18 protein-coding genes and 5 tRNA genes are annotated in these 24,528 nt (G+C 33.0%); 22 read left to right on the top strand and 1 reads right to left on the bottom strand.

The window, feature by feature from the left end; genetic code table 11:
- Nucleotides 1-3 precede the first annotated feature (3 nt).
- From FHS04_RS12475 to FHS04_RS12375, 21 genes are all read left to right on the top strand, one after another.
- Nucleotides 4-891 carry a ComEA family DNA-binding protein gene (locus FHS04_RS12475; protein WP_106678974.1) on the top strand — a complete coding sequence of 296 codons (888 nt, stop codon included), beginning with the start codon at nt 4-6 and terminating at the stop codon, nt 889-891.
- Between the two features lie 14 nt (nt 892-905).
- Nucleotides 906-2,075, top strand: a complete 1,170-nt coding sequence (locus FHS04_RS12470) for an acyl-CoA dehydrogenase family protein (protein WP_106678975.1) — start codon at nt 906-908, stop codon at nt 2,073-2,075.
- Between the two features lie 14 nt (nt 2,076-2,089).
- Nucleotides 2,090-3,520, top strand: a complete 1,431-nt coding sequence (locus FHS04_RS12465) for a carboxypeptidase-like regulatory domain-containing protein (protein WP_106678978.1) — start codon at nt 2,090-2,092, stop codon at nt 3,518-3,520.
- Nucleotides 3,521-3,628: 108 nt separating this feature from the next.
- Nucleotides 3,629-3,823: a 30S ribosomal protein S21 gene (rpsU, locus tag FHS04_RS12460; protein WP_027880448.1), complete on the top strand. Its 195-nt coding sequence runs from the start codon at nt 3,629-3,631 to the stop codon at nt 3,821-3,823.
- 99 nt (nt 3,824-3,922) lie between these two features.
- On the top strand, nt 3,923-4,816 hold the full coding sequence (locus tag FHS04_RS12455; protein WP_106678980.1) for a tyrosine-type recombinase/integrase: 894 nt from the start codon (nt 3,923-3,925) through the stop codon (nt 4,814-4,816).
- A gap of 24 nt (nt 4,817-4,840) precedes the next feature.
- Nucleotides 4,841-5,143: a ribosome hibernation-promoting factor, HPF/YfiA family gene (hpf, locus tag FHS04_RS12450; RefSeq protein WP_027880450.1), complete on the top strand. Its 303-nt coding sequence runs from the start codon at nt 4,841-4,843 to the stop codon at nt 5,141-5,143.
- Nucleotides 5,144-5,243: 100 nt separating this feature from the next.
- A tRNA-Thr gene (locus FHS04_RS12445) sits at nt 5,244-5,317 on the top strand.
- Between the two features lie 62 nt (nt 5,318-5,379).
- Nucleotides 5,380-5,461, top strand: a tRNA-Tyr gene (locus tag FHS04_RS12440).
- Between the two features lie 34 nt (nt 5,462-5,495).
- Nucleotides 5,496-5,568: transfer RNA gene (locus tag FHS04_RS12435), tRNA-Gly, on the top strand.
- Nucleotides 5,569-5,579: 11 nt separating this feature from the next.
- Nucleotides 5,580-5,651 (top strand) — tRNA-Thr (locus tag FHS04_RS12430).
- A 66-nt stretch (nt 5,652-5,717) separates the two neighbouring features.
- Nucleotides 5,718-6,905 carry an elongation factor Tu gene (gene tuf, locus FHS04_RS12425; protein ID WP_027880451.1) on the top strand — a complete coding sequence of 396 codons (1,188 nt, stop codon included), beginning with the start codon at nt 5,718-5,720 and terminating at the stop codon, nt 6,903-6,905.
- A 62-nt stretch (nt 6,906-6,967) separates the two neighbouring features.
- A tRNA-Trp gene (locus FHS04_RS12420) sits at nt 6,968-7,040 on the top strand.
- An 88-nt stretch (nt 7,041-7,128) separates the two neighbouring features.
- Nucleotides 7,129-7,326 carry a preprotein translocase subunit SecE gene (gene secE / locus FHS04_RS12415; RefSeq protein ID WP_027880452.1) on the top strand — a complete coding sequence of 66 codons (198 nt, stop codon included), beginning with the start codon at nt 7,129-7,131 and terminating at the stop codon, nt 7,324-7,326.
- 6 nt (nt 7,327-7,332) lie between these two features.
- On the top strand, nt 7,333-7,887 hold the full coding sequence (gene nusG, locus FHS04_RS12410; protein ID WP_106678982.1) for a transcription termination/antitermination protein NusG: 555 nt from the start codon (nt 7,333-7,335) through the stop codon (nt 7,885-7,887).
- 66 nt (nt 7,888-7,953) lie between these two features.
- Nucleotides 7,954-8,394, top strand: a complete 441-nt coding sequence (gene rplK, locus FHS04_RS12405; protein ID WP_027880454.1) for a 50S ribosomal protein L11 — start codon at nt 7,954-7,956, stop codon at nt 8,392-8,394.
- Between the two features lie 20 nt (nt 8,395-8,414).
- Nucleotides 8,415-9,104, top strand: coding sequence for a 50S ribosomal protein L1 (rplA, locus tag FHS04_RS12400; RefSeq protein ID WP_027880455.1), 690 nt, complete (start codon nt 8,415-8,417; stop codon nt 9,102-9,104).
- Between the two features lie 19 nt (nt 9,105-9,123).
- Nucleotides 9,124-9,645, top strand: a complete 522-nt coding sequence (gene rplJ / locus FHS04_RS12395) for a 50S ribosomal protein L10 (RefSeq protein WP_027880456.1) — start codon at nt 9,124-9,126, stop codon at nt 9,643-9,645.
- A gap of 59 nt (nt 9,646-9,704) precedes the next feature.
- Nucleotides 9,705-10,082, top strand: a complete 378-nt coding sequence (gene rplL, locus FHS04_RS12390; protein ID WP_027880457.1) for a 50S ribosomal protein L7/L12 — start codon at nt 9,705-9,707, stop codon at nt 10,080-10,082.
- A gap of 124 nt (nt 10,083-10,206) precedes the next feature.
- Nucleotides 10,207-14,019, top strand: a complete 3,813-nt coding sequence (rpoB, locus tag FHS04_RS12385; protein WP_106678984.1) for a DNA-directed RNA polymerase subunit beta — start codon at nt 10,207-10,209, stop codon at nt 14,017-14,019.
- Nucleotides 14,020-14,093: 74 nt separating this feature from the next.
- Complete coding sequence (gene rpoC, locus FHS04_RS12380) at nt 14,094-18,395, top strand: DNA-directed RNA polymerase subunit beta' (protein ID WP_106678986.1); 4,302 nt, start codon at nt 14,094-14,096, stop codon at nt 18,393-18,395.
- Nucleotides 18,396-18,483: 88 nt separating this feature from the next.
- Nucleotides 18,484-18,804, top strand: coding sequence for a DUF3467 domain-containing protein (locus tag FHS04_RS12375; protein WP_027880460.1), 321 nt, complete (start codon nt 18,484-18,486; stop codon nt 18,802-18,804).
- 198 nt (nt 18,805-19,002) lie between these two features.
- On the opposite strand, the gene FHS04_RS12370 is transcribed toward FHS04_RS12375, so the two are convergent.
- Nucleotides 19,003-20,592, bottom strand: a complete 1,590-nt coding sequence (locus FHS04_RS12370; protein WP_106678988.1) for a peptide chain release factor 3 — start codon at nt 20,590-20,592, stop codon at nt 19,003-19,005.
- A gap of 448 nt (nt 20,593-21,040) precedes the next feature.
- Here FHS04_RS12370 and FHS04_RS12365 point away from each other — a divergent pair.
- Nucleotides 21,041-24,528 (top strand): SdrD B-like domain-containing protein (locus FHS04_RS12365; RefSeq protein ID WP_317617185.1); only part of this gene is annotated, 3,488 nt, incomplete at its 3' end.

Below are 24,528 nucleotides of genomic sequence, written 5' to 3'. Positions count from 1 at the left end.
AAAATGAATATCAAATCCCATTTCACGTTTTCTAATCAACAACGGAATGGGATTTTTTTATTGTTACTTCTTATTATAATTATTCAGTTGTTTATTCATTTTGGTTCTGAATATGTCTTTAAAACTGAAGTTGTTTCTACACAAAACAATAAGGAGTTAATTGCTTTTATCAATCAAATTGACTCATTAAAACAGGTTGAAGTTGAAAACCGTAAACCTAAAATTTATCCTTTTAATCCAAATTTTATAACTGATTATAAAGGTTACACTTTAGGAATGTCTCAAGATGAAATTAATAGGCTTTTAGAGTTTAGGAAACAGGATCAATGGATTAATACCACAACACAATTTCAAAAAGTAACTAAAGTTTCAGATTCTTTATTAAATCAAATTTCTCCCTATTTTAAATTTCCAGATTGGGTCACTAATCCAAAACCAAAAAAATATACGCAAAACTTTTCCGCGAAAGCGAAAGAAAAAACTTCTGCCCAAAAAATAGATCTTAATAAAGCAACAGCAAGTCAGCTTCAAAAAGTTTATGGTGTTGGAGAAGCACTTTCTGCAAGAATAATAAAGTGCAGAACTAAAATAAATGGGTTTTATGACTTAGTAGAACTAACAGAAGTTTATGGTTTGTCGACAGAAGTTATAGAAAATATCAAGCTTGATTTTGAGGTTAAAACTCCAAGAAAAATAAATAAAATTTCTCTCAACAAAGCAACAAGAGATCAGTTAGTGACGATTAAATATATTGATTACGAAGTGGCTTACAATATTATAGAACAAAGAACACTTCTTGATGGCTTTTCTTCCTTAGAAGATTTGAAAAAAGTTAAAGGTTTTCCGCTTAAAAAATTTGATATAATTAAGTTATCTTTACAGCTCAATTAAAAAACTAACAAGCTATGGAGAGTATGTACTTCACTGAAGAGCATCAATTATTTAGAAACAGTTTACGCGATTTTTTACAAAAAGAAGTCGTGCCACATATCGAAAAATGGGAAAAAACAGGAACTATAGGGCGATTTATCTGGAATAAATTTGGCGAAATGGGCTTTTTAGGGATTAGTTATCCTGAAAAGTATGGCGGATTAGATTTAGATATTTTCTATATGATTATCCTTTTAGAAGAGTTACAACGTATAAACTCCGCAGGATTTGCAGCAGCTATTTGGGCGCACGCTTACCTAGCTATGACACACCTTAATGCAGAAGGAAGCGAAGCAATTAAAGAAAAATATCTATCTGCAAGTATTACAGGAGATATGATTGGTTGTCTTTGTATTACTGAACCTTTTGGCGGAAGTGATGTAGCAGGAATGAGAACAACTGCTGTAAAAAAAGGAGATAATTATGTTATTAACGGTTCTAAAACCTTTATTACTAATGGAATTTACAGTGATTATTTGATTGTTGCGGCAAAAACAAATCCTGAATTAGGCAATAAAGGTATTAGCATATTTTTAATAGACAGAGATACGCCAGGTGTATCTGCAACCAAATTAGATAAATTAGGTTGGAGAGCATCAGATACTGGTGAGATTGCGTTTGATAATGTAACCATTCCTGCATCAAATTTAATGGGTGAAGAAAATAAAGGCTTCCCATACATTATGCAGCACTTTGCTTTAGAGCGTTTAATTATGGGTGTAAATGCACATGCAAGAACACAGTATGCTTTAGAGTATACGTTAGAGTACATGTCAAACCGTGAAGCATTTGGTAAGACAATAGATAGATTTCAAGCATTAAGACATAAAATTGCGGATCATTATACAGAGTTAGAATTATGTAAGACGTTTAATTACAATATTGCTTTTAGATTAGATAAAGGAGAATATGTAGTTAAAGAAGCAACAATGTCTAAATTAAAATCCACTAAAGTTGCAGACGATGCTATTTACGATTGTTTACAGTTTTTAGGCGGTTATGGTTATATGGAAGAATATCCTTTAGCAAGATTGTTCCGTGATAGTCGTTTAGGACCAATTGGAGGTGGAACGTCTGAAATATTAAGAGAAATAATAGCTAAAATGGTTATAGACGGTAAAGACTATAAACCAGCTACAAAGTAAAAATAGCCTATCATATGAAATTATCTTACTTGAAACATAGTTTTAAATTATTTTTATTTTTAATAAGTGTTTCAGCTTTTTCTCAGCACGAGCTTAAAAACAAAGTAGTAGACTTTGTAAACTTGTTACCTATAGAAAATGCAAGTGTTTATGTTCAAAATACAACTATTGGTACAGTAACTAATGCAGATGGTAAATTTGTGCTTTTAGTGCCAGAAGAAATGGCTAAAGATACTTTGGTAATCTCTTCAATAGGATTTAAAAGTTACAAAGTGCCTGTAGAGGAGTTTGATAATTCATTTGAAGTTTTTCTTGAAGAAGATGTCGCTACTTTAGAAGAAGTGGTTTTAAATGCAACACCAAGACCAAAAACAGGTGACAGTATTGTGCTTCGTGCTTTAGAGCGTTTGGATAGAAATTTTCCATCACAAGCTTATCTTCAAAAAGGATTTTTAAGACATAAAGAACGAAACAAAAAACAATTTAAATGGCTAATAGAAAGTGCGATTACTGTTTATGACGATACAACGTACGTTAATGGCGAAACTGATAATCTTAAAATAAACGTAGACGAAGTAAGAAAAAGTTACGATTTAAGAGATGTAGATAGTCTATTTGCGTACTCAACATATCTAAAGTATAATGCAAACGTTAATTTAAAACCTAAAAACTTAAGAAGAGACACTATAAAAACATCGTCTCTTGTTAAAGCAATTAAATGGAATGATACCAGAGTAAATGGATTAGAAGGTCTATTTAAAGGTAAATTGAATTTAGTAAGAAATTCAAAAAGTCCAGACGCCTTATTTGGAGAAGATGTTCTTGCTACTCACAAATTTAGATTAGATACCATATTAGTAGATAACGAACGTAAGATTTATAAAATCCAAATAGATAAATCAAGAGAGTATGTTGGTTTAGATACCGAAGGTATTTTTAATGAAGGGTATAATGCCAAAGGATGGATATATATCTACTGGGATAATTTTGCAATAAAAAAGATAGAATACGATTTAGTAGCCGCATCTCCAGCTCAAAAAACACGAAGTAAAAGATTGTTTGATACGCAGACCAACCATAAACTAGTGATTAGTTATATGGAATATCAAGACAAGATGTATCCAAACTATATTTATTACGAAACACCAAAACTGGTTAACGTAGGTTTAAAGAATGATCAAAATTTAACTGAAGAAGAGCAAGAACGCTACAATAAAGAAGAACGTTTTTATTACACAGTACAAGAAATATTATTTACCGAAATAATTTTAGACGAAGAAAAGCTATCGCAAGTAAATACATCAAATTGGGATCCAGATATTTTTGCAAAAAAACCTTATCATAAATCATTTTGGGATAATTACAATACCTTATTAGAAAGTGAAGAAGATGAGCAGCTTATCAAGGATTTAACTAAAAGATCTTCACTTTATAATAAAAATTAAAAGACAAGAATTAAGGCAATTAAAATATTTTTTAATTAAAGTTGAAATATTTAAAATACTTTCTATATTTGCACACCAAAATTTTAAAAGAGAGGAGGTTAAGACACTATGTTAATAATTCCATTAAAAGACGGAGAGAATATAGAAAGAGCGTTAAAACGTTACAAACGTAAGTTTGACAGAACAGGAGCGCGTAAAGCTTTATACGAGCGTAAACAATTCGAAAAGCCTTCAGTTGTTAAAAGAGCACAAGTTCAAAAAGCACAATATATTCAAAGACTAAGAGATCAAGAGTCAATCTAATTTTTCTAAGTCAAAACAAATTAAATCCTACTTAAATAAAGTGGGATTTTTTTATGTTCAAAAATTAAAAGTGTATATTTATATTTCATCCTCAAGCGTATGTTATTACAATCATTTCTAGATTATTTACTACTCGAAAAAAACTACTCAGAGCTTACCATAAAAGCTTATGGTAAAGACATACAATCGTTTCTAGATTTTTTAAAAGAAGAATATAAAAATGAAAACCTAAAAGAAGTTAACTACGCTCAAATAAGATCATGGATTATACAAATGGTCAATCAAAATATTTCTAACAGAAGTATTAACCGAAAAATTTCATCCTTAAATAGTTTTTTCAAATTTTTAATAAAAACAGAATACATTAAAACTAATCCATTAGCTAAACACAAAGCCTTAAAAACTAGTAAAAAAGTGCAAGTGCCTTTCTCTGAAGAAGAAATAAATTCTGTGTTAAATAAAATAAGTCACGCAGATAGTTTTGAAGGCGTAAGAAACAAGCTTATTATCGAACTTTTTTACGCAACAGGAATAAGAAGGATAGAACTTATTAATATCAAGGTAAAAAACATAGACTTAGAGAGTAAAACTGTTAAAATACTTGGTAAAAGAAATAAGGAGCGTGTCATTCCGTTATTAAATATGCTTGTAGATAGTATAAAAACGTATTTAGAAAAACGAAAGTCTTTAGAGAAGATAGAAGATGAAGATTACTTACTATTAACAGTTAAAGGTGTTAAATTATACGAAACACTTGTTTATAGAATAATCAATGAGTATTTTAGTCTAGCTTCAAGCAAAGTAAAAAAAAGTCCACATATACTCAGGCATTCATTTGCAACGCACCTTTTAAATCAAGGAGCAGAGCTTACTGCGGTAAAAGAACTTTTAGGTCATTCGTCATTAGCAGCAACACAGGTATATACACATAATAGTATTGCAGAGTTAAAAAAAGTTTACGCAAAAGCACATCCAAGAAGTAAAAAGGACTAATTGTTTAACCAAAAATTAATTCTCATGGAGGTAAACACGCAAGCAGTTAACTTTAACGCAAAGCCACAATTATTAGAATTTATTCAAAGAAGAATGAATAAGCTAGAACAATTTTATGATAAAGTCATACAGACAGATGTCTATTTAAAAGTTGAAAACACAAATAATAAATCAAATAAAATATTTGAAGCCAAAATAAATATACCAGGAGATAGTTTAGTGGTAAAAAAACAATGTAAAACATTTGAAGAAGGAGTAGATACAGCAATTTCTTCTTTAAAAAGACAACTTCAAAAGCGAAAAGAAAAATTAAGAGCACATTTTTAAAATATTTATTAAAAAATGTTTTGAATAAAAAAATAAATATATACATTTGCAGTCCGTTAGAAATAGCGGGCTTTTTTTGTAGTGTGAAAAAAGTTAAAAAGCCGATGTAGCTCAGCTGGCTAGAGCAGCTGATTTGTAATCAGCAGGTCGTGGGTTCGAGTCCCTCCATCGGCTCGTTTAGATAGAAAGCTTAATAAAAGTTTTTACGTTCATATAAAGAGTGAAAAGTTTAAATTGGGGAGATACTCAAGCGGCCAACGAGGGCAGACTGTAAATCTGCTGACTATGTCTTCGCAGGTTCGAATCCTGCTCTCCCCACTTTTTTAAACTTGATTAAGGATTTTAAATAATTGCGGGAGTAGCTCAGTTGGTAGAGCGTCAGCCTTCCAAGCTGAATGTCGCCGGTTCGAACCCGGTCTCCCGCTCTAATATTTAAGCCGGTGTAGCTCAGGGGTAGAGCGTTTCCTTGGTAAGGAAGAGGTCACGGGTTCAAATCCCGTCATTGGCTCTATATTTAAACAGAAAATTAGAATACACTAATATTATTATATAACTAAGATTAAATTATTAAAACATGGCAAAGGCAACTTTTGATCGTTCAAAACCACACTTAAATATTGGTACTATTGGACACGTAGATCACGGTAAAACAACTTTAACTGCTGCTATTACTAAAGTATTAGCTGATGCAGGTTTATCAGAATCAAGAGATTTCGATACTATCGATAACGCTCCAGAAGAAAAAGAAAGAGGTATTACAATTAATACTTCTCACGTAGAATATCAAACAGAAAAGCGTCACTACGCACACGTTGACTGTCCAGGTCACGCCGATTACGTAAAAAACATGGTAACTGGTGCTGCGCAAATGGATGGTGCTATCTTAGTGGTTGCTGCAACAGATGGTCCTATGCCACAAACTCGTGAGCACATCTTATTAGGTCGTCAGGTTGGTATTCCTCGTATCGTTGTTTTCTTAAACAAAGTAGATATGGTGGATGATGCTGAGCTTTTAGAGTTAGTTGATATGGAAGTTAGAGAGTTATTATCTTTCTATGAGTATGATGGAGATAATGGACCTGTAATTTCTGGTTCTGCTTTAGGTGCACTTAATGGTGAGCAAAAGTGGGTTGATACTGTAATGGAATTAATGAATGCAGTAGATGAGTGGATTGAAGAGCCTGTTCGTGATATGGATAAGCCTTTCTTAATGCCAATCGAGGATGTATTCTCTATTACGGGTCGTGGTACAGTAGCAACTGGTCGTATTGAGACAGGTGTTGCTCAAACAGGAGATCCTGTAGAAATTATTGGTATGGGTGCTGAAAAATTAACTTCTACTATTACAGGTATCGAAATGTTCCGTCAAATATTAGATAGAGGTGAAGCTGGTGATAATGCAGGTATCTTATTAAGAGGTATTGAAAAAACACAAATCTCTAGAGGTATGGTAATCACTAAGCCTGGATCTGTAACACCACACGCTAAATTTAAAGCTGAGGTTTATATCCTTAAGAAAGAAGAAGGTGGACGTCACACTCCATTCCATAATAACTATCGTCCTCAATTCTATGTACGTACAACTGACGTGACAGGAACAATTTCTCTTCCTGATGGAGTAGAGATGGTAATGCCAGGAGATAACTTAACTATCACTGTTGAGTTAATTCAGCCAATTGCAATGAACGTAGGTTTACGTTTCGCTATCCGTGAAGGAGGTAGAACAGTTGGTGCTGGTCAGGTAACTGAAATTTTAGACTAAGTTTTAGTCTTCTAAAATAAAATTAAGGTGCTTCGTTTTTCGAAGCGCCTTGATTTATATTAACGGGTTTAGCTCAGTTGGTAGAGCACTGGTCTCCAAAACCAGGTGTCGGGAGTTCGAGTCTCTCAACCCGTGCAAAATAAATAGAATCTTTTAAGGTTTTATTTGAGCTTAAAAATTAATATGTCTACTCTTTTAAGAAGAGACATAAATAAATAAAATTATGGCTGGAGTGGTAAATTACATAAAAGAATCATTTACAGAACTAAAGAATAATGTAAGTTGGACACCATGGGCAGAAGCTCAAAGTTTAACTATTCTAGTGGCTGTTTTTTCAATCATCTTTTCACTAGCTATTTGGGGAGTAGATACAGTTTTTAGTAAAGTAATAAGTTTATACTTTAATCTAATAAACGGATAAGATATAATGGCTGAAGTTGGAGAAAAAAAATGGTATGTTGTAAGAGCAGTTAGTGGACAAGAAAATAAGGTTAAAACTTATATTGAAAACGAAATTGCGAGACTAGGACTACAAGATTATGTTGAACAAGTATTAGTGCCTACAGAAAAGGTAGTTCAGATACGTAACGGAAAAAAAATAAATAAAGAAAAAGTTTATTTCAGCGGTTACATTATGATTAAAGCTAATCTTTCAGGAGAAGTTCCTCATATTATTAAATCCGTTACAAATGTAATTGGATTTTTAGGGGCTACAAAAGGAGGTGATCCATTACCATTAAGACAATCTGAAGTAAACAGAATGTTAGGTAAAGTTGATGAATTAACTGTAGATACAGATGTTAACGTAGCTATTCCTTACACAGTTGGAGAAACAGTAAAAGTAATTGATGGACCATTTAATGGTTTTGATGGTACTATAGAAAAAATTAACGAAGAAAAGCGTAAGCTTGAAGTAATGGTGAAAATATTTGGAAGAAAAACACCATTAGAGTTAAGCTATATGCAAGTTGAAAAAATATAATAATTGTTACACTAAGGAAAGTACTCATTGCTTCCAAAAAGTGAGTATGAAACTAAATTATTCAAAATGGCAAAAGAATTAGGAAAAGTAGTTAAACTACAAGTAAGGGGAGGCGCAGCGAACCCATCGCCGCCGGTTGGACCCGCTTTAGGTGCTGCTGGAGTTAATATCATGGAGTTCTGTAAGCAGTTTAACGCAAGAACCCAAGATAAAGCAGGTAAAGTATTACCTGTGGTGATTTCCGTTTACAAAGACAAGTCATTTGACTTTGTAATCAAAACACCACCTGCAGCAGTTCAATTATTAGAAGCGGCCAAAGTAAAAAAAGGTTCAGGAGAACCTCATGTAAGAAAAGTAGCAAAAGTTTCTTGGGATCAAATCAGAACTATTGCAGAAGATAAAATGCAAGATTTAAATGCGTTTACATTAGATTCTGCAATGAAAATGATTGCTGGTACTGCAAGATCTATGGGTATAACTGTTAAAGGTGGAGATGCACCAAATTAACCTAAAAAGATTTTAAGAAAATGGCAAGATTAACAAGAAAACAAAAAGAAGCTCAAGCAAAAATAGAAAAGGATAGATTATATTCTTTAGAAGAAGCTTCAGCTTTAGTAAAAGAAATAACAAACACCAAGTTTGATGCTTCTGTAGATTTAGCTGTTAGATTAGGAGTAGATCCTAGAAAAGCTAATCAAATGGTTAGAGGTGTTGTATCTCTTCCTCACGGAACAGGTAAAGATGTTAAAGTATTAGCATTAGTTACACCAGACAAAGAAGAAGAAGCTAAAGAAGCAGGTGCGGATTACGTAGGTTTAGATGAATACCTTGATAAAATCAAAAGTGGTTGGACAGACGTAGACGTAATTATTACAATGCCTAGCGTTATGGGTAAATTAGGACCTTTAGGTCGTGTATTAGGACCAAGAGGATTAATGCCTAACCCAAAAACAGGAACAGTAACTATGGATATAGCTAAGGCTGTAACAGAAGTAAAGGCTGGTAAGATAGACTTTAGAGTTGATAAAACTGGTATTGTTCATGCATCAATAGGTAAAGCATCATTTAGTGCAGATAAAATTGCAGGTAACGCAAACGAATTATTAACAACATTAATTAAACTTAAGCCAACTGCAGCTAAAGGTACTTATGTAAAAAGTATTTACATGTCAAGTACTATGAGCCCAAGTATTGCAATAGATACTAAAATAGGTTAAGTAGTTAAAAACTTTTATTATGACAAGAGAAGAAAAATCACAAGTAATTCAAGACTTAACTGCACAATTAGCCGATAACGCTAATATCTATATTGCAGATATTTCTGGATTAAATGCAGGTGCTACTTCAGACCTACGTCGTGCTTGTTTTAAAGCAAACGTAAAGTTAGCAGTAGTAAAAAATACATTACTTGAAAAAGCAATGGAAGCTTCAGATAAAGATTTTGGAGACTTACCAACAACTTTAAAAGGAAATACTTCAGTAATGTATTCTGAAACAGGGAATGCTCCAGCTAAGGTAATTAAAGCCTTCAGAAAGAAGTCTGAAAAGCCTTTATTAAAAGGTGCTTTTATTGAAGAAGCTATCTATGTAGGAGATGATCAATTAGATACATTAGTAGACATCAAGTCAAGAGAAGAATTAATAGGAGATATCGTAGGATTATTACAGTCTCCAGCTAAAAATGTTATTTCAGCTCTTAAATCTGGTGGAAACACATTATCTGGTTTAGTTAAGACCTTATCAGAAAGAGAAGGTTAAAAGAGTACGCACTTTTACAATTATATATTAAATTAAAAAATTATTAAAACGATAGAAAAATGGCAGATTTAAAAGATTTCGCAGAACAATTAGTTAACTTAACAGTTAAAGAAGTAAACGAGTTAGCTACTATTTTAAAAGATGAATACGGTATAGAGCCTGCTGCTGCTGCAGTAGCTGTTGCTGGTGGTGCTGCTGCTGGTGGAGCAGAAGCTGCAGAAGAAAAAACAGAATTCGACGTAGTTCTTAAAGCAGCTGGAGCATCTAAGCTTGCAGTTGTTAAATTAGTTAAAGAATTAACTGGTTTAGGATTAAAAGAAGCTAAAGAATTAGTTGATGGTGCACCAAGTAACATCAAAGAAGGAGTTTCTAAAGACGAAGCTGAAGGCTTAAAATCTTCATTAGAAGAAGCAGGAGCAGAGGTTGAGCTTAAGTAAGCTTAGCACTTAAATTTTACAAAGGTTTAGGTCTGGAGAGTTGTCTCTTAGACCTAAACCATTTGTCGTATATAGTGATTAACTATATACAAACATTTTTTTTTAATCAAAATTTCGTCCATTGATGTTAGTAACACAAGCTGAAAGATTAAATTTCTCTTCTATTATAAATAGAACTGAATACCCAGACTTTATGGATATTCAGATTAAATCCTTTCAGGATTTTTTCCAGTTAGAAACTAAATCTGAAGAAAGAGGTGATGAAGGTTTATATAACACCTTCCTAGAAAACTTTCCAATTACAGACACACGTAATCAATTTGTTTTAGAGTTTTTAGATTACTTTATAGATCCACCAAGATACACTATTGAAGAGTGTATAGAAAGAGGATTAACTTATAGCGTTCCTTTAAAAGCAAGGTTAAAGTTATATTGTACAGATCCTGAACATGAAGATTTTGAAACCATAGTTCAAGATGTGTATTTAGGAACAATACCTTACATGACTCCTAGTGGTACATTTGTTATCAACGGAGCAGAACGTGTAGTAGTATCTCAATTACACAGATCGCCAGGTGTGTTCTTTGGTCAATCTTTCCATGCCAATGGAACAAAATTATATTCAGCAAGAGTTATACCTTTTAAAGGTTCTTGGATTGAATTTGCAACAGATATTAACCAAGTAATGTATGCGTACATCGATAGAAAGAAAAAGTTACCTGTAACTACTCTTTTTAGAGCTATCGGTTTTGAGCGTGATAAAGATATATTAGAAATTTTTGATCTTGCAGAAGAAGTTAAAGTTTCTAAATCTGGACTTAAAAAAGTTTTAGGACGTAAGTTAGCAGCACGTGTACTTAATACATGGCACGAAGATTTCGTTGATGAAGATACAGGAGAAGTTGTTTCTATTGAGCGTAACGAAATTGTTTTAGATCGTGATACAGAATTAGATAAAGATAATATAGAAGAAATCCTTGAAGTTGGAGTAAAAACTATTCTTTTACATAAAGAAACATCCCAACAAGGAGATTACGCTATTATTCATAATACACTTCAAAAAGATCCAACAAATTCTGAAAAAGAAGCTGTTGAACATATTTACCGTCAATTACGTAATGCAGAACCGCCAGATGAGGAAACTGCACGTGGTATTATTGACAAATTATTCTTCTCTGACCAACGTTACTCTTTAGGTGAAGTAGGTCGTTATAGAATGAACAAAAAATTAGGTCTTGATATTGGTATGGACAAACAAGTTCTTACTAAAGAAGATATCATTACCATTATTAAATATTTAATCGAGTTAATCAACTCTAAAGCAGAGATTGATGATATTGATCACTTATCAAATCGTCGTGTACGTACAGTAGGAGAGCAATTATCATCTCAGTTTGGTGTTGGTTTAGCACGTATGGCTCGTACCATTCGTGAGCGTATGAATGTACGTGATAACGAAGTGTTTACACCAATAGACTTAATTAATGCTAAGACGTTATCTTCAGTAATTAATTCATTCTTTGGTACAAACCAGTTATCTCAGTTTATGGATCAAACAAACCCATTAGCAGAGATTACTCACAAACGTCGTTTATCTGCTTTAGGACCAGGTGGTTTATCTCGAGAGAGAGCAGGTTTCGAGGTACGTGACGTTCACTACACACATTACGGAAGACTTTGTCCTATTGAAACTCCTGAAGGTCCAAACATTGGATTAATTTCATCACTTTCTGTGTATGCAAAAGTGAATTCTATGGGATTCATTGAAACGCCATACAGAAAAGTTGAAGACGGAGTAGTAGATATTAAAGGAGATCCAATATATTTAAGTGCAGAAGAAGAAGAAGAAAAATTAATCGCTCAAGCAACTGTAAAAGTTGATGATAGTGGTAAAATCCTTCACGACAAAGTAATTGCTCGTATGGAAGGAGATTTCCCAGTAATGGATCCAAAAGAAATCCATTATACAGATGTGGCGCCTAACCAGATCTCTTCAATTTCAGCATCTTTAATCCCATTCTTAGAGCATGATGATGCCAACCGTGCATTAATGGGATCAAACATGATGCGTCAAGCAGTACCATTATTAAGACCTCAATCTCCTATCGTAGGTACAGGTCTTGAAAAGCAAGTAGCATCAGACTCTCGTGTATTAATTAATGCAGAAGGAAATGGTATTGTAGAATATGTAGACGCTAATGAAATAGTAATTAAATACGAACGTACAGAAGACGAAGCAAAAGTAAGTTTTGATAGTGATGTTAAGTCTTATCCTTTAATCAAGTTTAGAAAAACTAACCAAGGTACTTCAATTAACTTAAAACCAATCGTAAGAAAGGGAGATAAAGTTGTTAAAGGTCAAGTACTAAGTGAAGGTTATGCAACCGAAAAAGGAGAATTAGCTTTAGGTAGAAACATGAAAGTTGCCTTTATGCCTTGGAAAGGGTATAACTTTGAGGATGCGATTGTTATTTCTGAAAAAGTAGTTCGTGAAGATATATTTACATCTATACATATTGATGAATATTCTCTAGAAGTAAGAGATACAAAACTAGGTAATGAAGAGTTAACTAATGACATACCAAACGTTTCAGAAGAAGCTACTAAAGATTTAGATGAAAATGGTATGATCCGCGTTGGAGCAGAAGTTAAACCTGGAGATATATTAATAGGTAAAATTACTCCTAAAGGTGAATCTGATCCAACTCCAGAAGAAAAACTTTTACGTGCTATTTTTGGTGATAAAGCTGGAGATGTAAAAGATGCTTCTCTAAAAGCATCACCGTCATTACATGGTGTTGTAATTAATAAGAAGTTGTTCTCTAGAGCAATTAAAGATAAGCGTAAAAGAGCTCAAGACAAAGAAGATATAGCAAAATTAGAAACGTTATATGCTACTAAATTTGATGAGTTACAATCTGTTTTAGTTGATAAACTTTTTACAATTGTTGGAGGAAAAACATCTCAAGGTATATACAATGATTTAGGAGAAGAAGTTTTACCTAAAGGTAAAAAGTTTACTCTTAAAATGTTAAACGCTGTTGATGATTATACTCATTTAACAAGTGGTACATGGACAACAGATGAGCATACTAATAAATTAGTTGCAGACTTAATCCATAACTACAAGATTAAGGAGAATGATTTACAAGGTGCGTTAAGAAGAGAGAAGTTTACTATTTCTGTTGGAGATGAACTTCCATCAGGAATTATCAAACTTGCTAAAGTTTACATTGCTAAGAAACGTAAATTAAAAGTAGGAGATAAGATGGCAGGACGACATGGTAACAAAGGTATTGTTGCACGTATTGTCCGTCAAGAAGATATGCCTTTCTTAGAAGATGGAACACCTGTTGATATCGTTCTTAACCCATTAGGTGTACCTTCTCGTATGAACATTGGTCAGATTTATGAAACAGTACTTGGTTGGGCTGGGCAAGATTTAGGTAAAAAGTTTGCTACACCAATCTTTGATGGTGCTACATTAGATCAAATTAATGAGCTTACAGACGAAGCAGGTATCCCAAGATTTGGACATACATATTTATATGATGGAGGAACTGGAGACCGTTTTGACCAACCAGCAACAGTTGGTGTAATCTATATGCTTAAGTTAGGTCACATGGTTGATGATAAGATGCATGCACGTTCTATCGGACCTTACTCTTTAATTACACAACAACCATTAGGTGGTAAAGCACAATTTGGAGGTCAGCGTTTTGGAGAGATGGAAGTTTGGGCACTAGAGGCATATGGTGCATCTAGTACACTAAGAGAAATCTTGACAGTAAAATCTGATGACGTGGTCGGAAGAGCTAAAACTTACGAGGCAATCGTAAAAGGAGAAGCTATGCCAGAACCAGGATTACCAGAATCTTTTAACGTATTAATGCACGAATTAAAAGGTTTAGGGTTAGACATTAGATTAGAAGAATAAAAAAATAGTAGTCAGTAATCAGTATGTAGTTTATCTACATACTGAAAGCTGGAGACTGAATACTATAAGAAATTATGGCTAGAAAACAAGATAAGAATACAGTAAAGAGATTTAATAAAATCTCAATTGGTTTAGCATCACCAGAGTCTATTTTAGCAGAATCTAGAGGTGAAGTTTTAAAACCAGAAACTATCAATTATCGTACTCATAAACCAGAAAGAGATGGTTTATTTTGCGAGCGTATTTTTGGTCCTGTAAAGGATTACGAGTGTGCTTGTGGTAAATATAAACGTATTCGTTACAAAGGTATTGTATGTGACCGATGTGGTGTAGAAGTAACAGAAAAGAAAGTACGTCGTGACCGTGTAGGGCACATTAATTTAGTAGTACCAGTAGCTCACATTTGGTACTTCCGTTCTTTACCTAATAAAATAGGATATTTATTAGGATTACCATCTAAAAAATTAGACATGATTATTTACTACGAACGTTACGTAGTAATTCAACCAGGTAATGCTAAAAATGAAGAAGGAGAACCATTACAAAAAATGGACTTCTTAACAGAAGAAGAGTATTTAAATATTTTAGAAACACTTCCTCAAGATAATAACTATTTAGAAGACACAGACCCTAATAAGTTTATAGCTAAAATGGGAGCAGAGTGTTTAATAGAATTATTATCAAGAATAGACTTAGATGCTTTATCTTATGAGTTAAGACATAAAGCAAATAATGAAACTTCTAAACAACGTAAGACAGAAGCTTTAAAACGTTTACAAGTTGTTGAAGCTTTACGTGAATCTAATGAAAATAGAGAAAATCGTCCAGAATGGATGATAATGAAGGTGGTACCAGTAATTCCACCAGAATTAAGACCATTAGTACCATTAGATGGAGGACGTTTTGCAACTTCAGATTTAAATGATTTATACCGTCGTGTAATTATACGTAACAACCGTTTAAAGCGATTAGTAGAAATTAAAGCTCCTGAAGTAATTTTACGTAATGAGAAACGTATGTTACAAGAATCTGTAGATTCATTATTTGATAACACACGTAAATCTTCTGCTGTAAAAACAGACTCTAACAGACCATTAAAATCTTTATCAGATTCTTTAAAAGGTAAGCAAGGACGTTTCCGTCAAAACTTACTTGGTAAACGTGTAGATTATTCAGCACGTTCTGTAATTGTTGTAGGACCAGAATTAAAATTATTTGAATGTGGTCTTCCTAAAAATATGGCAGCAGAGTTATACAAGCCTTTCGTAATTAGAAAATTAATTGAGAGAGGAATTGTAAAAACTGTAAAGTCTGCAAAGAAAATTATAGATAAAAAAGAGCCAGTAGTATGGGATATTTTAGAAAATGTTTTAAAAGGACATCCTGTACTTTTAAACCGTGCTCCTACGCTTCACAGACTTGGTATTCAAGCTTTCCAACCTAAATTAATAGAAGGTAAAGCTATACAGTTACACCCATTAGTGTGTACTGCATTTAATGCCGATTTTGATGGTGATCAAATGGCGGTTCACTTACCATTAGGTCCAGAAGCTATTCTTGAAGCGCAATTACTTATGTTAGCGTCTCATAATATCTTAAACCCTGCAAACGGTTCGCCAGTTACTGTACCATCTCAGGATATGGTTCTTGGTTTATATTATATGACTAAAGAGCGTAAATCTACTCCAGAAGTTCAAATAAAAGGAGAAGGTTTAACTTTTTATTCAGCAGAAGAAGTGACTATTGCTTACAATGAAAAGCGTGTTGACTTAAACGCAGGAATTAAAGTTAGAGCAATCGATTTTAATGAAAACGGAGAGTTAGTACCACAAATTATTGAAACTACAGTTGGTCGTGTACTTTTTAATGAAAAAGTACCAGCTGCTGCAGGTTATATAAATACGGTATTAACAAAGAAAGCTTTAAGAGATATTATTGGTAATATCCTAAAAGTTACTAGTGTACCAGAAACAGCTCAGTTCTTAGATGAAATTAAAACTTTAGGATACAACTTTGCCTTTAGAGGTGGTTTATCTTTCAGTTTAGGAGATATCATTATTCCTGCAGAAAAGCAATCAATGATTGATGCTGCTAACAAAAAAGTAGATGTTATTACTGGTAACTATAACATGGGATTAATTACTAATAACGAACGTTATAATCAAGTAATTGATGAGTGGACATCTACCAATGCCGAGTTAACAGAATTATCTATGAAACGTATTAGAGAAGACCAACAAGGGTTTAACTCTGTATACATGATGCTTGATTCTGGAGCTCGTGGATCTAAAGAGCAAATTCGTCAGTTAACCGGTATGCGTGGATTAATGGCTAAGCCTAAAAAATCTAACGCTGGTGGTGGAGAGATTATTGAAAACCCAATTCTTTCTAACTTTAAAGAAGGACTTTCAATTTTAGAATACTTTATCTCTACTCACGGTGCTCGTAAAGGTCTTGCCGATACCGCACTTAAAACAGCCGATGCAGGTTACTTAACTCGTCGTTTAGTGGATGTATCTCAAGACGTTATTGTAAATAGTGAAGATTGTGGTACTTTAAGAGGTGTAGAAGTTGCACCACTTAAAAAGAATGACGAAGTTGTAGAAAGTTTAGGTGAAAGAATTGTTGGACGTGTATCATTAAATGATGTTTATGATCCATTAACAGAAGAAGTATTAGTAGAAGCTGGTCAATTAATTGACGAAACAATTGCTGATAAAATAGAAAAATCACCTATAGAGTCTATAGAAGTACGTTCACCATTAACATGTGAGGCTAAGAAAGGTATTTGTGCACAATGTTACGGTCGTAACCTAGCAACCAACAAAATGGTTCAACGTGGTGAAGCTGTAGGTGTTGTAGCAGCTCAGTCTATTGGAGAGCCAGGAACACAGTTAACACTTCGTACTTTCCACGTAGGAGGTATTGCAGGAAACATTTCAGAAGAAAATAAATTAATAGTTAAGTTCGATGGTGTTGCCGAAATTGATGACCTTAAAACAGTAAAAGGTACTGATAATGAAGGTAACGAAGTAGATGTTGTAATCTCTCGTACATCAGAACTTAAATTAGTAGATAAAAAGACAGGTATTGTTTTAAGTACTAACAATATCCCTTATGGGTCACATATCTTTGTTAAGAGTGGAGATAAGTTAAGTAAAGGAGATGTTGTTTGTTCTTGGGATCCATATAACGGAGTAATTATCTCAGAATTTGCTGGAAAAGTAAGATATGAAAATATCGAGCAAGGTGTTACTTATCAAGTAGAAATTGATGAGCAAACAGGTTTCCAAGAAAAAGTAATTTCTGAATCAAGAAACAAAAAATTAATACCTACTCTTATTATAGAAGATAGTAAGGGAGAAGCAATCCGTTCTTACAACTTACCAGTAGGAGCACACATTATGATTGACGATGGAGATAAGATTAAGGTTGGGAAAATCTTAGTTAAGATACCACGTAAATCTGCTAAAGCAGGTGATATTACAGGAGGTTTACCACGTGTAACAGAATTATTTGAAGCACGTAACCCTTCTAACCCAGCTGTTGTTAGTGAAATTGATGGAGTTGTATCTTTTGGTAAAATTAAAAGAGGTAACCGCGAGATTATTGTAGAGTCTAAATTAGGAGATATTAAGAAGTACTTGGTTAAATTATCTAACCAAATCTTAGTACAAGAAAATGACTTTGTAAAAGCAGGTATGCCTTTATCTGACGGTTCTGTAACACCTAACGATATCTTAAATATAAAAGGTCCTTCAGCAGTACAACAATACTTAGTTAATGAAGTACAAGAAGTTTACCGTCTACAAGGAGTAAAAATTAATGATAAGCATTTTGAAGTTGTTGTAAGACAAATGATGCGTAAAGTTAGAATTATTGACTCTGGAGATACTGTATTCTTAGAAAACCAACTAATTCATAAATCAGATTTCATAGAAGAAAATGATGAAATCTTTGGAATGAAAGTAGTAGAAGATGCAGGAGATTCTTCTAACTTAAAAGAAGGTCAGATTGTTTCTGCTTTCCAATTAAGAGATGAAAATTCTATACTTAAACGTGAAGATAAAAAGTTAGTTGTAGCTAGAGACGCTAGACCAGCCACAGCAACACCTATCTTACAAGGTATTACAAGAGCATCACTTCAAACTAAGTCATTTATCTCGGCAGCATCGTTCCAAGAAACAACAAAAGTTCTTAATGAGGCAGCAGTAAGCGGAAAAGTAGATACTTTAGAAGGTCTTAAAGAAAATGTAATTGTAGGTCACCGTATACCAGCAGGAACAGGTATGAGAGCTTATGATAACATTATAGTTGGATCTAAAGAAGAATTTGATCAAATGATGAAAGCTAAACAAGAGGTTAATTTTAACTAATATTTCTTGTTAAGAATATCATTTTAAAATTTATTAATACTAAAAGAATCCTGCTTCAAGCAGGATTCTTTATTTAAAATAAAATAACATGTCAGACAATAAAGACAATAAGCAAAAACAAGGACAAATTAATATTGAGTTAGATGAGAAAGTTGCAGAAGGAACCTATTCTAATCTTGCAATAATAAATCATTCGGTATCAGAATTTGTAATTGATTTTGTAAGCATTATGCCAGGTACACCAAAAAGTAAAGTAAAATCTAGAATTATATTAACACCACAACATGCTAAACGATTATTAAAAGCTTTAGGTGATAATGTAAATAGATTTGAAAAAGCTCATGGAGAAATTAAAGATTATGAGCAACCACCAATTCCATTAAATTTTGGTCCAACAGGTCAAGCATAAAAAAATCCCATCATTTTGATGGGATTTTTTATTTATAGATTTTTGTTATTTGTAATCAATTCCTTAATAAGGTTAAGTTATCTTTTTGAAAAAATCAAGTTTTTTAATGAGGTTTTTATGCTGAAATTATAAATTATAATGTAATCTATATATCTTTTGATTATAATCTCTTAAAATAGCTTAAAATTGATTTTTGAGTTATTTGAATTCTGAAACATAATGAAATTTTATACTTGGGTATTTTTGTTCTGTCATTTGAAGAGAAAAAGCAGAGTCTGCTAAAAACACTAGTTGACCTTGTTTATCTTTTGCAAGAAAACGTTGCTTAACTCTTAAGAAATCTTTGTATTCATCATTTTTAGGATCTTCTGGATCTACCCAACATGCTTTATATACATTTAAATTTTCATAGGTACATTTAGCTCCGTATTCATGTTCTAATCGATATTGAATCACTTCATATTGAAGTGCTCCAACGGTACCAATTACTTTTCTTCCATTTAATTCTAATGTAAATAATTGGGCAACACCTTCATCCATTAATTGATCTATACCTTTATATAATTGTTTAGATTTTAAAGGATCTGCGTTATTGATATATCTAAAATGTTCTGGAGAAAAGCTTGGTATTCCTTTATAGTTTATAATTTCTCCTTCTGTTAGTGTATCACCAATTTTAAAGTTTCCTGTATCGTGTAATCCTACAATATCACCAGGATAAGAAACATCTACTATTTCTTTTTTTTCAGCAAAAAATGCATTAGGGCTAGAAAATTTCATTTTCTTATTATTTCTAACGTGTAGATATGGAGTATTTCTCTTAAACTCACCCGAAACAATTTTTATAAATGCAAGTCGGTCTCTATGCTTAGGGTCCATATTAGCATGAATTTTAAAGACAAAACCGGTAAATTGCTTCTCATCTGGTTTAACTAAGCGTTCTTCACTGTTTTTTGCTCTAGGTTTTGGTGCTATATCTACAAAACAATCTAGTAATTCTCTAACACCAAAGTTATTTAAAGCAGATCCAAAAAATACAGGTTGTAAATTACCATTAAGGTATTCTTCTCTATCAAAACTTGGATAAATACCTTCAACTAATTCTAACTCTTCTCTTAAAGTTTCGGCAGATTTATCACCAATTAAGCTATTAACTTCAGAAGAATTTATATCAGAAATTTCTATGGTTTCTTCAATGTTCTTTCTGTTATCACCGCTAAATAAGTTTATATTTTGTTCCCAAATGTTATATATACCTTTAAATTCATAACCCATTCCTATAGGAAAACTTAGCGGTATAACTTTTAATTTAAGTTTTTGTTCTATTTCGTCTAATAATTCAAAAGCGTCTTTACCTTCTCTATCTAATTTATTGATAAAAACAATCATTGGTATATTACGCATTCTACATACTTCAACTAATTTTTCTGTTTGTTCCTCAACACCTTTAGCTACGTCTATAACTACAATTACACTGTCTACAGCAGTAAGTGTTCGGTAAGTATCTTCAGCAAAATCTTTATGACCTGGTGTGTCTAAAATATTGATTTTTATTCCATTGTACTCAAAAGCTAATACAGAAGTTGCTACAGATATACCTCTTTGGCGTTCAATTTCCATAAAATCACTTGTAGCACCTTTTTTAATTTTATTACTTTTTACAGCTCCTGCTTCTTGAATAGCACCACCAAAAAGTAATAGTTTTTCTGTAAGTGTAGTTTTACCTGCATCTGGATGAGATATAATACCAAAGGTTCTCCTTCTGTTGATTTCTTCTATAAACTTCATTGAAAATTTAATTTGCGCAAATATATAGTTATTATTTGCATTTTAAGATGTCAATTTTTGTTAATAGTAAAGGATGTTTGAGTAAAGTAGAACTAAAAGTTGTTGACTAATCATTCATATTGTGAGAAATTTCTATTAATAGACAGAAAATTGCATTTCGTCGAAAAATGATATTTGTTTAGAACATTTTAAGGTTTCTTTAACCAAAACAACATAATTTAGCATTGTGCAATTACCTTCCCTTATGGTAATTTAATATGTGTAAATAACTGATTGTCATTTTTTTTAGAGTAACAGAGCGCCTGTAACTAAAGTTTAATTTAATTAAATTTAGTTTATGGGTTTTATATAGTATTATAATATTCTTAACATTATTCATATAAATATGAACATTTTTACTTTCTCCAAAAGAATTAAGTTAATAGCCCTTTTTTGTACTTTTTCTTTAATGTTTGTGTCATCTGTTTTAGCAGATGGAACTAAACAAGTAATGCCAAATTCAACTAATGGTACAGCAATTTATATAAGAACAGATGCTGGTAATGTAGGTCCATATTTGGGAGCTCCTGAAACAGAAAGACTTTATTTTACTATAGCGGATGCTTCGGTAGAGAATCTTTATTTTGGAGTTCAGGCAAGAATAAGAAATTCGTATGCAGGAGGGAATAATCCTCTCTTAACTAATTTTTACTACAGAATATTTAACGCAGCAGGTGTCCCGCAAACACCTGCTACTTTGTTTACAAACAATGGTACGGCTGTAGGTTATATACCAAATTATGCTTCTGCTGTTGCAGGACCAAATATCGGAGGTGCAACACCTGCAGGTTATAATCCTATAACATTTAATCCATCAGCAAACGGTGATTATTACATTGAACTTTATTCTAGTAATGATGGAGGTGCAACTGCTGTTAATACTGCTCCTGGAGGAATTAATTTTTTACCGTATTTTGATTTTACTGTTTCTGATGCTTCAAACAACCAAGTAGAAGGAAGAATATGGTCAAGAAAATGGAGTTTTATTACATATAGAGTTGAAGATGCTGATAATAATGCAACGACACCAAATGTTCCTAATCCATCAGATGTAGCTTCTTTTGAAGGAGATTTTTATGCGTATACAGATGATCAAGTAATAGTACAAGTTCAGTTTGAACCAGGATTCAGACCATTTGGTTACCAATTAGCAATGAATAGATTTGGAGTGGTCAATGATGATGACGATATGACGAATGACTTCCTAACAACAAGAAGGTCTCAGTCATATGGGTTAGGTACTCCAGTAAATCTTGATAATGGTTATCAAGTCTTTATTACAGAACCTGATCAAAATATTTTTGTACCTAGTGTAGAACCTAACCCTGTAGTTGCAGACAAAATTTTAGGTTGTCCTGGTAATTACTTTATACCAATAACATTAATATTAGCCCAAGATACAGCTATAATCTTAGACTTTAATGGTGTGGCTGGTTATCAATCAGGGACAGAAGATGTTTTAATTGAAGTTTATGAAAATACACCAGGTCAAAAATTAATTCCATGGGATGGTAATGATGGTTTAGGTAACCCAGTAACAACAAATGCAACAACTGTAACGGTTGTATCATATATAGGACGTACTAATGTCCCTATGATTGATGCCGAATTAAATATTAATGGTTTAAGTATTAATGGGATTGCTCCAACATCAGGAAGTAAACAAATGTTTTGGGATGATAGAGCTGTTACAGTTACTAACGACGGAACTGGATGTAATGTAGCTGGTGGTAGTAATGCTTTAAATAATATAACAACTGTAAATCCTGCATTTAGTAGAGAAGGTCTATTAGATGGTACTTTTGGACCTGCTCACGCATGGAGTTCTAGTAATCCAGACGATTCTGTACCTGCTATTAGCCAAGGCGGTAATAATACTAATGCTGTTTTATGTGATGACTTTGGAAACACTCGTGTGATTAATACTTGGTTTTATGGATCAACAAGATCTACAACTCCATCGTCAATTGAAATTCCTTTATGTGATAATGATAATGATGGTATTTTAGATAATGCAGACATTGATGATGATAATGATGGAGTTTTAGATATTACAGAGAATAATAATGAAGATCCATTAGCAGATGAAGATGGAGATGGAGCAGCTAATTACTTCGATCCTGATTTTTCAGGTTTTATAGATGCCAATGGAGATGGTATAAGTGATCAGTATGATTTAGATGGAGACGGAATAATTAATCAGTTTGATTTAGATACTGATGGAGATGGGTGTTTTGATGCTTTAGAAGGTGACGGAGGTTTTGTATCTAATGATTTAAACCCTGATGGTTCTATTAATGATACAGTAGATGGTAATGGCGTACCAAATTCAGCTTCTGGAGGACAAAACGATGTAAGTTCTCAAAATGCATTAATAAATGCATGCGATACTGACGGAGATGGTGTTTTAAATGATAACGATCAATGTAATGGTTTTGATGATAATGTTGATACAGATGGAGATTTAATTCCTGATGGTTGTGATTTAGATAATGATAATGATGGTATTTTAGATTCAATTGAATGTCCAAACCCTTATACAGATTCTGGAATTGATGGTCCTATATCTTTAAATTCTTCAGATTTCACTTTTTCGGGTGCAGCAAATAACTCTAATGGAGTACATAATTTAGAGTCTATAACAATATCAGGTGTCACTTATTCAGACTTTATTGGACCAGACTTTTATATTAATTCTAATTTCCCTGGAATAGATTCTGCAAATGATGTTACTAGAAGAACAGCAGCATCTTTAGGCTCACCAAGTCTTTTTAATGATGGTAAATCCGAATATGAAAATGGAATAACTCCTGTTTTTCAAAGCAGAGACCTTAATGATTATCAGCAATTGGATGGTCATAATTTTTCAGGAACTAATAGCTCATACGAATTATTATTTACCACACCGATTATATCTACTAGCAGTACTTTTGTTGTGCTTACTGAAAGAAACGGAAATAACTCTCAACAGGTTGAAGCTTTTGATATTAATAATAATTCATTAGGTACTGTTATAGCTATTGGTGGATCAACAGATTATAATGATACAGGAGCATTATTGAATTTTAATCAAAATGCTTTTCTTTCTATTTTTCCAATAGACGATTTAGCTCCTGTTGGAACAAAGATTTATAAACTACGTATATCATTCTTAAATAGTAATAACGGAGATGGTCCAGACGGAAAAGTTTTCTTTTTTGGAGATATATCTGCTCAATCTCCTGATTGTACAGATACTGATGGAGATAACACACCTGATTATTTAGATGTTGATTCAGATAATGATGGTTGTTATGATGCAATAGAAGGAACAGCATCAATTTCATTAGATGATGTAAATACTCAAGGTCAAATATTAGGAAATGTTGATTCAAATGGAGTTCCTGTTTTAGTTTCAGGAGGACAGAATATAGGTGGTTCTTTAGATGATAATATAAATTCTTGTTTAGGCGACTTAAGCGGAACGGTATTCGAAGACACTAATGGCAACGGCGTACAAGATGCAGGCGAAGCAGGCATCGCAGGCGTAGATGTTGTAGTAACCGATGTCGATGGTAACCCAACGACAGTAACCACAGATGCTAATGGAGATTGGACAGCAACCGACATTCCAGTAGGTGATGCAACGGTAGATGTAGATGAAACAACCTTACCAGCAGACATCACAGATACCTTAACCACAACAGGCTCAGATCCAGAGACCGTAACTGTAGTTGAAGGTACAAATACAACCACTGATGATGGCTATGCACCAGCATTAGGCGACTTAAGCGGAACCGTATTTGAAGATACTAATGGCAACGGCGTACAAGATGCAGGCGAAGCAGGCATCTCAGGTGTAGAAGTAATCATCACCGATGTAGATAATAATCCAACGACAGTAACAACAGATGCTAA

Source organism: Mesoflavibacter zeaxanthinifaciens subsp. sabulilitoris (genome assembly GCF_014191595.1).
In the GTDB taxonomy this organism is placed as follows: domain Bacteria; phylum Bacteroidota; class Bacteroidia; order Flavobacteriales; family Flavobacteriaceae; genus Mesoflavibacter; species Mesoflavibacter zeaxanthinifaciens.
The sequence above is the reverse complement of the archived record's forward strand: the minus strand, read 5'-3'. Positions and strand labels throughout refer to the sequence as shown.